Source organism: Luteibacter sp. P4_D7_3 (assembly GCF_056401735.1).
The window spans coordinates 1-13,210 of the sequence record NZ_JBFUIT010000087.1 but is presented as its reverse complement, the minus strand read 5'-3'; the positions used below and the strand labels follow the sequence as shown (position 1 = coordinate 13,210).

The following is a 13,210-nucleotide window of genomic DNA, read 5'->3' as shown; positions in this document are numbered from 1 at the left end:
CTCACGCCGTAGCGTGAGGCGCCTGCCGCATCAGCGGCAGACCGGTACGCGGATCGACTGACCCACCCTCAATGCGTGGCCTTTGAGGCCATTGATCTTCGCGATGTCGTCGACATCCGCGCAGCTGCTCTTGCGCGCGATACTGACCAGGGTGTCCCCACGGCGAACCGTGTAGCTCTTCGACGAGCTCCCCGAGGACTTCGACGACGACGATGACGAGCCCGGCGACGAGCTGCTGGCCAGTGCCGCCGAGGTAGCCGCGGGCGGAGGCGGCGCGATGATCTTCACCGCGTTATGCAGGTCGCTGGCGAGGATCGGCCACGGACCGTCGGCGCAACTGGACGCGTAAGCCTTCTCGAGCTGCTTGGGCACTTCCAGCCGCGCACCTACCGGCTGGCTGACCTGCGGATCGAGGCGCGGATTGAGGTTGCGCAGCGTGCGGAACCAGCCCTGCGGCATGTCCTCGGCCGAACCCAGGCAAACCGTGAGTTCGGACAGCGAGGCCGGGCGTTTGAGTACGATCTGCCCGCCTTCGCCATCGATCTTCGGCCACTTCAGGTGGTAGCTGTCCGGGTGCAGGAACAGCCAGGCGGCGGCGAGCACCATCGGCACGTAGTCGCGCGTCTCGGCCGACATCTGGCCGTAGATCTGCGGGTCGTAGAAGCTGGCTCCCGGGCTGCCGGCGGCGATGCGGCGCATGCGCCCTTCCCCGCCGTTATAGGCCGCCAGGGTCATCTCGAGATTGTTGTTGAACGCGCCGAGCTGCTCGTCGATGTATTCGGCGTTGGCCTGTGCGGCCATGGTCGGATCGAAGCGCTGGTCGAAGCCGTCCGCATTGGACAGGCCGAAGCGCAGGCCGGTCGCGTACATGAACTGCAGCGGGCCGGACGCGCCGGAACGCGACACGGCGTGTACCTTGCCACCGGATTCCTTGGCCATGATGCCGAACAGCAGGGCCTCGGGCAGGTCGGCCTTTTTATAGGCCGGCCACATCTTGTAGCGCATCATCTGGTAATTGACGTAGGCGTCCATGAGGTTCGGGCGCAGCTGGGTCAGCCACATCTCGAGCGCGGCTTTGACCGGGCCGTTCATCACCATCATGTCGGAGAACTGCTGGCCGCGAAGCATGGTCACGCTGCGCTGCGCCTGGGGCAGCGTACCCACCGCGACGGTGCCGGAGGTATCGCCCGGCTGTGCCCCGACCTCGGCACCCTGCTCGGTGTCGTCGGCGTCCTCACCCTCGATGAAGCTGCCGTCCTTCAGGCGCAGCAGGCGATCGAAAACGGCGGCGAAGCGCTGCGGGTCGCAACCCGGGGTCAGGCCACAACGGGCCGAGGCGTCCTTGAGTTGGTCGAGGGCCTGCTTGCGCGTCTGTGCCGCCTGGGGTGTATCGCCGCGGCGCGCCTGGTCGATCGAGGACTCGTAGCCCTTGCTTGCCTGGTTCATCCGGTCGTACAACGCATTGACCTCGGGCGTTGCGGCCTTGCCCGGACGCGCAGYGCCACCGGAAGCGCAACCGGCGAGGATCGCCAGTGGCAGGAATAGAAGGGGGCGCGGGACGCGAACAGACATGCGGGACTCGGGGTAAGACAATGGCGGTCACGTTACCCCTGGTGCCTCTGCGACTCAAGCGTCGCGATGAGGAAATCTCCGTAACGGCGCACTGTTGCGTAAACTTGTTCAGGACATCCTTAAGGACGAAGCCATGCCAAACATCCTGATCGGCCGCAATGACGAGGCCGCCGTGGAACTGGATTCCCGCTACGGCAACCGGCACGGCATGATCGCCGGCGCCACCGGTACGGGTAAGTCCGTGTCGCTGATGTTGCTGGCGGAAGGCTTCTCCCGACTGGGTGTGCCCTGCTTCCTGGCCGACGCCAAGGGCGATCTGGCCGGACTGTCGCAGGCGGCCGGTGCCCCGTCCGACAAACTCACCGCCCGTCTCGCGAAGCTGGGCCTCACCGACTGGAAGCCCCAGGCCAATCCGGTGGTGTTCTGGGACATCTACGGCAAGCTTGGCCATCCGGTGCGCGCCACCGTGTCGGAGATGGGTCCCACTCTGCTCTCGCGCATTCTCGAACTGAACGACACCCAGGAAGGCGTGCTCGAGGTGGTCTTCCGCGTCGCCGACGACGAAGGCCTGCTACTGCTCGACCTGGCCGACCTGCGGTCCATGCTCGGCTTCGCCGCTGACCACGCGAAGGACATCTCCTCGCGCTACGGCCTGATCAGTGCGCAGAGTGTCGCCGCGATCCAGCGCTCCCTGCTCAGGCTGGAGCAGGACGGTGCGGACTCGTTCTTCGGCGAGCCGGCGCTGGAACTGGCCGACCTGATGCGCCAGGACATGAGTGGCCGCGGCGTCATCAGCGTGCTGGCCGCCGAAGCGCTCATCATGAAGCCGCGCCTGTACTCCACGTTCCTGCTCTGGCTGCTTTCGGAGCTGTTCGAACAGTTGCCCGAAGTGGGCGACCTGGATGCCCCGAAGATGGTCTTCTTCTTCGACGAGGCGCATCTGCTTTTCGACGACGCGCCTGCCGCACTTCGCCAGCGCGTGGAACAGGTCGTGCGGCTCATCCGTTCGAAGGGCGTGGGCGTGTATTTCTGCTCGCAGAATCCGGACGACGTCCCTGGCGACATCCTCGGCCAGCTCGGCAATCGCATGCAGCACGCCCTTCGCGCCTTCACGCCGCGCGACCAGAAGGCGGTGAAGGCCGCCGCGGAAACGTTCGCGCGTAACCCAAAACTCGACGTGGTCGAAACCATCGGCACGCTCGGCACAGGCGAAGCCCTCGCCTCGACGCTTGGCGAAGGCGGCGTGCCATCGCCGGTGCAGAAAGTGCTCGTGGCAACGCCCGTCTGCCGCATCGGTGCGATCACGGCCGAGGAACGCACGGCCGTGCGTTCGCGCTCGCCCGTGGGCGGCAAATACGATACGACGGTGAATCGCGAATCCGCCGAGGAAATGCTGGCGGCACGTGCCTCGCAGAAGAGTGCGCCGGATGCGCCTGCGGCCCGATCCACGGGAGGCAAAAGCGATGAAGCCTCCAGCGCGGGGTGGAGCAGCGCCGTACGGGACGCCGTATTCGGCACCAGCCGTCGCCAGGGCATGATCGAAACCATGGCCAAGTCCGTGGTGCGCACGGCCGGCTCGCGCGCCGGGCAGCAGATCGTACGCGGCATCCTCGGCAGCATTTTCGGCGGAAAGCGCTGACCATGCCGCGACACGCACTTGCCGATGCCAGCACGCCCTTCGCGCAACGGATCCTCCTCGGCGTGCGTTACCCGTTCCGGGGTGCCGCACCGGTCACAATCCTCGCCGTCGCGGCATTCGAGCTGCTGACGTTTTTCCCGATCACGTTCCTGCGCCTGATCGTCATGTTTTTCGGCTGGGTCGCGACCTATACCTATGCCATCGAGTGCCTGCGGCATACCGCGGATGGGTTCGCCGATCCACCGGAAGTGGCACTCAACACTGACGACCGCACCAGCATCGCCCTTATCGTCATCCAGCTCGCGGGCAATGCCCTCGCTGTGCTCGCGACCCTTTATTTCGGCGCCCTGGGGCTACTGGTCTTGCCGGTGTTCGCCTTCGTCTTGCCGATCATGACGATGTCGCTGACCTTCGACGGCGTCGAGGCGGCGCTGAATCCGTTGACCTGGATCAAGGTGGTAGGGCGCCTTGGAAGCGACTACCTCCTGTTGTTCGTGGTCGTCACGGCGGCCACGTTGCTCCAGGCCGGCGCCTTGTATGCCTTGGCCGAGCACGGTCCCGCGTTCCTGGGTACGGCCGTGTTTTACGTCATCGCCAACTACCTCACTATCTACACCTTTCACCTCATGGGCGCGCTTATCCACCATCGCCACGAGACGCTGGGTTACCAGCCCGAATCCGAGGTGATCGCCGACGCCGCGAATCCGGACGATGACGTGGCACTCCTCGGGCACGTGAACCTGATCGCCCGCGACGATATCCCCGGCGCCACCGATATCCTCACCGAGCGGCTTCGCGAGGGCATCGCGCCCGTGGCGATGCACACGCGTTATCGCGAACTGCTGCGCGTACAGGGCCGCCTTCCCGAACTGCTCGTGCATGGCCAGATATGGATCGCCGCGCTCGTCCAGGCGCGGGAAGAACGTCGCGCGCTCGGCGTGGTGCAGGACTGCATCGACGTCGATCCTGCCTTTCTTCCCGATGCCACGATCACGTGCGGGCCTCTTGCGGACACGGCGGCCCACGGCGGGATGACCCGCCTCGCGCTCCACCTCGCGCTTGGCTACCTGCGTACCTGGCCCGGCGACATGGGCGCGCCACACTACGGCCTGCTCGCCCTGCGCATGCACGAACGCCAGCGTGAGCCCGCCGAAGCGGCCGCACTGGGACGACACCTGCTGGCCGCGTATCCCGATCATCCACTCCGTGTCGACATCGAGGCGTTGCTCGATACCCTCGGCACGATGCGCAAGGTGTCGACATGAGTCGCTGGCGTCCACCCGCGCCCTCGTCGACGGCGATCATCACGCGTGACGGCTTCGAGCGCCTGAAGAGTGAGCTCGACCATCTCTGGCACACCGTGCGACCCGAGGTCGTCAAGGCGCTGGCCGCAGCGGCTGCGGAAGGCGACCGCTCCGAAAACGCGGAATATACCTATCGAAAAAAGCAGCTCGGCGAGATCGATCGTCGTGCGCGCTACCTGAGCAAACGTATTCCGGTACTGCAGGTGGTCGAAGCTGTCGCCTCGCAGCGGGACGCTGTCTTCTTCGGCGCGACGATGGACATCGAGAACGTCGAGACCGGTGAGACGGTGCGCTACCGCATTGTGGGACCGGACGAGACGGATGCCCGGAAGGGATGGATCAGCATCGATTCGCCGATGGCGCGCGCGGTGTTGAAGAAGCGCGTCGACGACGAATTCGAGGCCGATCTGCCGGGCGGGCGCACGCGGTTCGCGGTGTTGGCCGTCGAGTACACCTAAGGGCCTGCGGCCGCTGCCGCGAGCCGGCTGATTTCTGTGGGAGCCGGCTACGCCGGCGATGGGTGCTCGCCGCAGCCGTGCCAGCCGCTGGCGCGGCTATCGCCGATGAATCGGCTCTCACATGGAGCGCGAAACCTGCTCCAGTCCATCGGTAAATCGCGAAACATCGTTAGCGAATACTTCTACAGCCGGCAGATCAAGGTCCGCGCCTTCCCGCAACGCCAACTCCATCCGCTCGCCGTCTTCGGCAACCTTCGACGCGCCGAACACATTCACCCCGCCAAGCACGTGATGAATCCACCCCGCGACTTCCTCGCGGTCGGCGCGCTCGATCACAGGCGGCAGGCGCCCCACGGCTTCCCGCGTCGCTTCCACGCCTGCGCGAATGACGCTGGCAACGTTCTCGTCTGAACCGAACGCACGTCGCAGACGCGCCATGTCGATCACCGGCTCGGCCACCGCGCCCTCTTCCAGCCATCGCGCCACGACGTCGTGGAACGCTTCCAGCCGGATCGGCTTCCGCAACAGATCATCCATGCCAGCCGCCAGGCAAAGCTCGCGCTGGTCGGCACGCGCGTCCGCCGTCATGGCGACGATAGCGAGACGACGCCCGGTACCGGCTTCGCGGCGACGTACTTCACGCGCCACCGCATAACCATCCATACGCGGCATGTGGCAATCCACGAGAAGAAGGTCATAGGACTGCGCGTCCATCGCCTCGATCGCCGCTACGCCATCCTCGACCACGTCACACGTGTAGCCGCGCATGCCCAGTTGCACGCGCACGAGGGCCTGGTTCACCGGATGATCTTCGGCCAGAAGAATGCGCGCGCCGGCACGGAGCGCGCGCGTCGGCAAGGGCAGGTCGGCGCGCATGTCGGCCGTGGGTAACGGTAGCTCCGCGATGGGAAGGTCCAGCGTCACGGTCACCGTCGTGCCCTGCCCCGGCTCGCTGTCGATGGCGATGTGACCGCCCATGCGTTCGATCAGGCGCCGCGAGATACTCAGACCCAGGCCCGTGCCGCCAAACCGACGTGTGGTCGACGACTCAGCCTGGCTGAAAGGCGCGAACACGTGGCGCAGCTTGGCGGCATGAATGCCAATACCGGTATCGTTAACGATGAAACGCAGGCGTTGGCTCGAGGCGAGTGCTTCATCGACCCGCACTTCCACATCGACGCTGCCCGAAACCGTAAACTTGATGGCGTTACCGATGAGGTTGAGTAACACCTGACGCAGCCGTCCGTCATCCACCAGGACGCCGGCCGCGAGCGCCTCGTCGAAGCGGGTCTGCAAGGTCAGCCCCTTCGCTTCCGCCTGTGCCGCAAGGATCGCCACCGCGCCATCGACGATGCTGCGAGGATCGGATGGCCGCGGCTCGAAGGTGAGATGCCCCGCCTCGATCTTGGAGAAATCGAGCACATCGTCGAGGATGTGCAGCAAGGCCTCCGCCGAGTGCTCGATGGTGGAAACCATCTTGCGCTGCTCCGTATCCAGTCGCGTGCGTTCGAGCACGTCGAGCAAGCCGATCACGCCGTTCATCGGCGTACGGATTTCATGACTGATCGTGGCGAGAAAGTCGCTCTTCGCACGCGTCGCGGCTTCGGCCTCGTCGCGTGCGTGCGCGAGGCCCCGGGCTGCCTGCTCTTGTGCCGTGACGTCCACCCAGTAGCCGTTCCAGCGCACCGTGCCGTCGGCGGCGGCCAGTGGCACGGCATCCGAACTGAGGTAACGCACGCGACCGCCGATCTGCGCGCGCACCGTCACGTGCAACGGCGTGAGCTCACGTGCCGAGCGCTCGAAGGCCGCGCGCAGGGCTTCCCGATCCTCGGGTGGGATGGGCGCCAGCATGGCCTCGCCACCGCCGAGCACTTCGGCGGGTTCCATACCGAGCACACGCTGCGGATCGCCGCCAACATAAGTCATCGCGTAGCTGCCGTCCGTACCACGCAGGGCTTCATAGACCACGGCCGGCACATGGGCAGTGACTTCGGCCAGACGCCGTTCCGTGCGCTCGCGACGGCGCGTCTCCCGACGCAGGTTCAGGTAGGCGTAACTGATCGCAATGAGAGAGAACAGCAGGACCGCGACGAAAGGCAGCACGCGCCCGGCCACTTCCCGCCACGTCGGACCGACCACGTAATGCGACGCGAACCAGGTATTGCGGATCTCCTGCTGGCGATGCGTCGGCAGGTTCACCAGCACGCGGTTCACCAGCGGTAGCAACGGTGCCAGTTCGCGACGGACGCCGATCGCGATGGCTTCCGACTCGCCCGTGGGGGCAGCGACTTTCAGCTGACCGAGGAAGTTCTCGCGGATCAGGTAGTCGACCGAGGCGAGGTTGCCGACGAAGGCGTCGCCTTCGCCGGCCGCAAGCCGGCGCAAGCCTTCGGCTTCGGTGTCCACCGGCATGGCCTGAACGCCTGGGATCCGCCCGAGCAGGCGCCGGATCGGCTCGCGCGTCATGTTGGCGATTACGCGCTTGCCCGCGAGGTCGTCGCGGCCGGCAATCGTCGGCGCGCCTTCGCGGGTGACGATCATGATCGGGAAGTCGAGGTAGGGAACGCTGGCTTCGAGGATGGGAAACGTCGCGCTTTGCGGATTGATCGCGGCGACGAGGTCGACTTCGCCCTTCTTCACCCGGTCGACCGTACCCGCCCAGTTTTCGCTGGGCACCTGGGTGATCCGGATGCCCAGCTCCGCGGCGATCTCACGCACGTAGTCGAGGGAAAGACCTTCGGCCTCACCTTGTCCGGTGATCAGGCTGAAAGGCGCGTAGCTCGGGTCGACACCCAACCGCAGCGGTGGCAACGCCGCCAGCCAGGCCTTCTCGCGCTCGCTTAGCGGGATGCCGTCCTGGCGCGGCCGGGGAGCAATATCGCGGCCGACCCAGCGCGCGCGCAGGCGCCCATGATCGGCTGCGGTGAGTTCACCAAGGGCATGGTCGATGGCGTCCCCCAGGGGCGCGCGATCGGCAGGCACAGCGAACGCGAGCGCGCTGATCGGGAGCGCCAGTGGCCCTCCCACACGCAGTTCGTTCTCGAGCCCCAGCCGGGCGACGAACTCGCGTGCCGAGTAGGGGTTATCGATATAGGCGGCGACGGCGCCGGAACGCACCAGCGCAAGTGCCTCCGCGGTTGTGCCGGTCTCCACCAGCGTCGTCTCAGGCAGCTCGCGACGCAATGCGCCGATATCGAAATAGCCGGTATGTACCGCAAGGCGCTTGCCGCTCAGTTCGCCCGGGCGATGAATGATCGGCACGTCGATCCGCTCGACCAACGCCGGTAGCGATTCGAAATACGTGGCACCCACGCGGATGCCGGGCATGCCTTTTTCCAGCGGCGTCACGGAGGTGGCGACATCGATGTCGCCACGGGCCAGCGCCTTGAGTAACTCCGGCCACGTCGCGTAGGTACGGGTCTGCAGGGTCACGCCGAGCTCCCCCGCGATCTCGTGCAGGTAGTCCGGCCCCAGCCCCTCCAGCTCGCCCTCGCGCAGTTCTTCGAACGGCGGATRGCCCTCGCGATAGGCGCCTACGGTGAGCACCGGATGGTGGCGTAGCCATTCGCGGTCTTCAGGCGGCAGCGGCGTATCGGGCATGGCCGAGACCGGGCCCGCGAGCACAACCAGTATTAACAGGAGGATTCGTCGAATCACGTCACAGGCTTCGTCAGGGGAACTTCATAGGCATAATCAGCTCTATACGCCGCGTTGACACGCCAACAGGAGAACACAAGGCATGCCACTCAAGGTCATTCTGGCAGACGATCACCCCCTGGTTCTGGTTGGGGGAAGGCTTGCGCTGGAGAATGCGCACATCGAGGTCGTCGGTGCGGCCAAGGCAGCGGACGAGCTTTTGAGCATGCTCGCAGAGCACGAATGCGATGTCGTCATTACGGATTTTCTCATGCCGAGCGATCGGCAGGACGATGGATTCCCCCTGCTTGAGACGATCACGAAGAAATTTCCGCACGTCGCCCTGGTCGTCCTGACGATGATCAATCGCCCCGCCGCGCTGCAGTCCATGCTCGGCCGCGGCGCACGCGGCATCATCGACAAACGGGCGCCGATGGATGAGCTGGCGACCGCCGCGCGTGCCGTGCACGACGGCGAAACCTACCTCAGCGAAACCCTGCTCGACATCCTCAACGAGGCCGACGAAACGTCCGTGGCGATGCCCGGCACGCCCTTGTCGCCACGCGAGGTGGACGTCATCCGCATGTTCGTCCAGGGCATGTCGCTACAGCAGATCGCCGACCAGGAAGGCAAGTCGGTGAAAACCATCAGCCGGCAGAAGCGTGACGCCATGCGCAAGCTCGGCGTGGATCACGACAGCCTGCTGGGCGAGTATGTCCGCGACCATGGCCTGATCTAGGCCCGCCGATCCAGACCTACCGGTTTACCAACGCCGCAGGATACGTCCTGCCTGCGCGCAAGGGCTGAAAACACGGCGCCGTCGTGTAGAACGACTCCACGGCGGTGCCCGCATGCCAGCCTGGCACGCCCGATACGGGTAACGGGCGCAGCTCCTGTGGATCGTTGAGCACCGTGCCGGCAGCGATGGCACGGGCGCAGACCGCATTGGCGTCGCCCTCGCCCATCACTACCAGGGCCTTGCCGACGAGCAGCTTGTCCGGCGTCAGCGCGTGTTCGAGCAGCGCATGGCCGAATACCTCCACGCGGGCCCGCCCGTCGAGCCACGCCTCCCGGTGCGTCCATAGCAGGGTGTGCCAGTCATGCACATCCCACGCAGCGAGCATGGCGGGATCCTTCAACGTCACCACCATCCCGGCCTCGTCGAAGTGTGTCAGCGCGCACTGCGCGCGCGAGCGCTGCCGCGCTCCCATCACCGCGATCTCGGCCATCTGCCGCGCATTCAGTGCACGCTTGAGCGCGCCATGGCGAAGCCAGACGAAGGCGTTGAACAGGTCGTGCCAGTTTTCGGGGCGGGTGGCGATGGCGCCGTGGCGCGCGATGCGCTCTTCGTAATGAAGGCCATCCGCGAGGAGCGCGGGGTCCTGCGTCACGAAACGCACGCCCGATGTCTCCGGCAGCAAGGCATTCAGCGCGTCGATCGTGGGCCACGCGAGCCCATCGATCAACGCGGTGAAATCGTTCCACTGCGATAGTGGCGGCGACACGAGCACGCTTCGCTCTAGCGTGTCACGCGAGGGCGCCACATACCGCATGGGACTTACGCCAGACGACCGTAAAGGTCGTGTGCGTCGGCTTCTTCCACGAGCACGTCGACGAACTGACCCGGCTTGAGCACCTGGCCATCGTCGATGCGCACGGCACCGTCGATTTCCGGCGCATCGGCGCTGGAACGACCCCAGGCACCGTCGGCGTCGATCTCGTCGATCAGCACCTTGATCGTGCTGCCGACCTTGCGCTGCAGCTTGGCCGCGGAGATCTCCGCCTGCACCGCCATGAACTGCTCGAGACGATCTTCCTTCAGTTCCTCGTCGATCTGACCGGGAAGATCGTTGGCCTTAGCGCCGTCCACCGGCGAGTAGGCGAACGCACCGACGCGATCGAGTTCGGCTTCGCGAAGGAAGCCGAGCAGTTCCTGGAATTCCGCGTCGGTCTCGCCCGGGAAGCCAACGATGAAGGTGCTGCGAATGGTGAGATCCGGCACCTGGCGACGCCAGTTCTGGATACGCTCCAGCGTCTTGTCGACATTGCCCGGGCGCTTCATCAGCTTGAGGATGCGCGGGCTGGCGTGCTGGAACGGAATGTCGAGGTACGGAAGGATTTTGCCGTCCGCCATCAGCGGCATGATTTCGTCCACGTGCGGATACGGGTAGACGTAGTGCAGGCGCGTCCAGATGCCGAGCTCGGAGAGGCCCTCGCACAGTTCGGTCATGCGCGTGCGATACGACTTGCCGCGCCATTCGCGCTCGGCGTAGCGGACATCCACACCGTAGGCGCTGGTGTCCTGCGAGATGACGAGCAACTCCTTCACCCCACCCTTGGCCAGCTTCTCCGCTTCCATCAGCACCTGGTCGACCGGACGGCTGACGAGGTCGCCGCGCATCGACGGGATGATGCAGAAGCTGCAACGGTGATTGCAGCCTTCGGAAATCTTCAGGTACGCGTAATGCTTGGGCGTGAGCTTCACGCCGATGTCGGGTACCAGATCGAGGAACTTGTTGCGCGTGGGCGGGATGGCCTGATGTACGGCGCTCATCACGCTGGCGTAGTCCTGCGGTCCGCTGATCGAGAGCACATCCGGATAGCTTTCGCGGATGAGTTCCGAACGCTTGCCGAGGCAGCCGGTGACGATCACCTTGCCGTTCTCGTGCAGCGCCTCGCCGATAGCGTCCAGCGATTCCTGCACGGCGGAGTCGATGAAGCCGCAGGTGTTCACCACCACGGCATCGGCCTCGCCGTAGCTCGGGACGATCTCGTAGCCCTCGACCTTGAGCTGCGTGAGGATACGTTCGGAGTCGACGAGCGCTTTCGGACAGCCGAGGCTGACGAAACCGACTTTGGGTGCGGCCTGGGACATTGCCGTGGGTACCGGGGTGTAGGAAGCCGAGCATTATAGCGGGTTGACGGCCATCGGGCCGGACGGCCCTTCACGCCCCTCCGGGCCCGCTCGGTAGGAGCCGATTCATCGGCGATAGGGTGCTCGCGACAGCCCCTGCCCGCTGACGCGGGGATCGCCGATGAATCGGCTTCTACATGGCTTCGGCATGCCCACACGCTGGCTTCAACGCCTCAGCGTTGCCGCGCGCTTCCCGGCCCGTGCAGCGACCCTTTTGAGCTCACTCAGTAAGGTGATCGCGCCATGCCAGGAGTACGTCAACCACCTCGGCATCGTGACTTGGGTTAGGCCCCATTCCAATGTGCTCCGTGCTCAACCAAAGCAAATAATCGGCGACATCCTTTCCGTCGGCCGTGCCCTTGAGAAGCTGAAACACATGGGGGACATAGCTTTCATACTCGTCCCTGGCTTGGGGGACGCCGGCGACGCCGATCGGATCCCACACGTAGTGGAGGACTTCATCGATTCTGCGGAGAAGCTCTTTGTCTTGTGGCAGAAGTTCCAATGTCTGATCCCCGATCAGGCTTTCGTCGATCTCCGCTGTGGGTCGAAAGCGGACATGGCAGGTACTCAGCTTCGCTCATCTCTCGCCGCCACACCATGGACACTCTCCGCCGGTTACGCTTGGGAACCTTTCTCACAGCCACGGAGACCCACCCCATGGGCCGCACGCTTATCCTCGATACCTCCCGCCCCCACGAGAGCATRGACGCCTACCTGGCCGAGCCGACAGGCAAGCCCAAGGGCGGTGTCGTCGTGATCCAGGAGATCTTCGGGGTGAACGCCCATATCCGCAGCGTGGCCGACCGCTTCGCCGCCGAGGGCTATGTCGCCATTGCTCCCGCGCTGTTCGATCCGGTGCAGACGGGCGTGGAGCTCGGCTACGACCAGGACGGCATGCAAAAGGGCGTGAAATACATCTCCGAACTCGGCCTCCTGCGCCCCCTGCAGGATGTCGGTATCGCCGCTGCCCTCATCGCCGACCAGTACAAGGTCAAGGTGGGCACGGTGGGTTACTGCTGGGGCGGCACCGTCGCCGCGCTGGCGGCCCTGCGCCTTGGCCTGCCCTCGTCCAGCTACTACGGCTCGCGCAACCTGCCCTTCCTGACCGAGCCGGCCAGGGCGAACGTCATTTTCCACTTTGGCGAACGCGACCACTCGATCCCGCCCGAGATGGTGGAAAAGCACCGCGAGCTGAAGCCGGAGATGGACACCTGGGTCTACCCCGCCGATCACGGCTTCAACTGCGACGTGCGCGGCAGCTACGACGAGCCCAGCGCGAAGCTGGCCTGGGAGCGCACCCTGTCGTTCTTTGCGCGCGAACTGGCGTGAGCACACCGTTCGAACTCGATGCCCGTCTCGCTGGCGACACCCTTGTCGTCGGCGACCTGGCGCTCTGCCGCGTGCTGCTGATGCGGGACAGCCGGTTCGCGTGGCTGGTCCTGGTCCCTCGCCTCGCAGGCAGGGTCGAGGTCTCGGACCTGACGGAGGGCGATCGCGCCCTGCTCTGGCGGGAAGTCGACGCCGCCGGCGCCGCACTCCGGACCGTCGCGCCCTGCGACAAGCTCAACATCGGCGCCCTGGGCAATATCGTGCGGCAGCTCCACGTCCACGTGGTGGCGCGCTGTGAGGGCGACGCCGCGTGGCCGGGGCCTGTCTGGGGGTCGGGGAAGGCGGAGCCTTATGC

General features: G+C 65.5%; 11 protein-coding genes. 6 read left to right on the top strand and 5 right to left on the bottom strand.

The genetic code is table 11. The features are described from left to right. Positions 1-30 precede the first annotated feature (30 nt). Positions 31-1,572 carry a transglycosylase SLT domain-containing protein gene (locus tag AC1DSN_RS10205; protein WP_477330572.1) on the bottom strand — a complete coding sequence of 514 codons (1,542 nt, stop codon included), beginning with the start codon at positions 1,570-1,572 and terminating at the stop codon, positions 31-33. Positions 1,573-1,705: 133 nt separating this feature from the next. Here AC1DSN_RS10205 and AC1DSN_RS10200 point away from each other — a divergent pair, with 133 nt between their 5' ends. Genes AC1DSN_RS10200 through greB form a run of 3 tightly spaced genes read left to right on the top strand, consistent with a single transcriptional unit; the run spans position 1,706 to position 4,973 of the window. After that, a complete protein-coding gene (locus AC1DSN_RS10200; protein WP_477330570.1) occupies positions 1,706-3,211 on the top strand; it encodes a helicase HerA-like domain-containing protein in 1,506 nt (501 codons plus the stop codon). A 2-nt stretch (positions 3,212-3,213) separates the two neighbouring features. After that, positions 3,214-4,476 carry a hypothetical protein gene (locus tag AC1DSN_RS10195; protein WP_477296774.1) on the top strand — a complete coding sequence of 421 codons (1,263 nt, stop codon included), beginning with the start codon at positions 3,214-3,216 and terminating at the stop codon, positions 4,474-4,476. Next, positions 4,473-4,973: a transcription elongation factor GreB gene (greB, locus tag AC1DSN_RS10190; RefSeq protein WP_477296776.1), complete on the top strand. Its 501-nt coding sequence runs from the start codon at positions 4,473-4,475 to the stop codon at positions 4,971-4,973. The genes AC1DSN_RS10195 and greB overlap by 4 nt, the downstream gene beginning before the upstream one ends. A gap of 117 nt (positions 4,974-5,090) precedes the next feature. Here the strand turns inward: greB and AC1DSN_RS10185 are convergent, their stop codons facing one another. Continuing rightward, on the bottom strand, positions 5,091-8,573 hold the full coding sequence (locus tag AC1DSN_RS10185; protein WP_477330568.1) for an ATP-binding protein: 3,483 nt from the start codon (positions 8,571-8,573) through the stop codon (positions 5,091-5,093). A gap of 139 nt (positions 8,574-8,712) precedes the next feature. Between AC1DSN_RS10185 and AC1DSN_RS10180 the strand changes: the two genes are divergently transcribed. Continuing rightward, positions 8,713-9,348: a response regulator gene (locus AC1DSN_RS10180; protein WP_477298818.1), complete on the top strand. Its 636-nt coding sequence runs from the start codon at positions 8,713-8,715 to the stop codon at positions 9,346-9,348. Positions 9,349-9,364: 16 nt separating this feature from the next. Here the strand turns inward: AC1DSN_RS10180 and AC1DSN_RS10175 are convergent, their stop codons facing one another. From AC1DSN_RS10175 to AC1DSN_RS10165, 3 genes are all read right to left on the bottom strand, one after another. After that, positions 9,365-10,162 carry a DUF3025 domain-containing protein gene (locus AC1DSN_RS10175; protein WP_477330567.1) on the bottom strand — a complete coding sequence of 266 codons (798 nt, stop codon included), beginning with the start codon at positions 10,160-10,162 and terminating at the stop codon, positions 9,365-9,367. 5 nt (positions 10,163-10,167) lie between these two features. After that, positions 10,168-11,484, bottom strand: coding sequence for a 30S ribosomal protein S12 methylthiotransferase RimO (gene rimO, locus AC1DSN_RS10170; protein WP_477330566.1), 1,317 nt, complete (start codon positions 11,482-11,484; stop codon positions 10,168-10,170). A 259-nt stretch (positions 11,485-11,743) separates the two neighbouring features. Then, positions 11,744-12,028: a hypothetical protein gene (locus tag AC1DSN_RS10165; RefSeq protein WP_477298913.1), complete on the bottom strand. Its 285-nt coding sequence runs from the start codon at positions 12,026-12,028 to the stop codon at positions 11,744-11,746. 155 nt (positions 12,029-12,183) lie between these two features. On the opposite strand from AC1DSN_RS10165, the gene AC1DSN_RS10160 reads away from it, so the two are divergent. Both AC1DSN_RS10160 and AC1DSN_RS10155 read left to right on the top strand, forming a co-directional pair. Continuing rightward, positions 12,184-12,855, top strand: a complete 672-nt coding sequence (locus tag AC1DSN_RS10160) for a dienelactone hydrolase family protein (RefSeq protein WP_477330565.1) — start codon at positions 12,184-12,186, stop codon at positions 12,853-12,855. Beyond that, the coding region (locus AC1DSN_RS10155; protein ID WP_477330564.1) for an HIT domain-containing protein at positions 12,852-13,210 on the top strand (359 nt) is incomplete at its 3' end. The genes AC1DSN_RS10160 and AC1DSN_RS10155, both read left to right, overlap by 4 nt.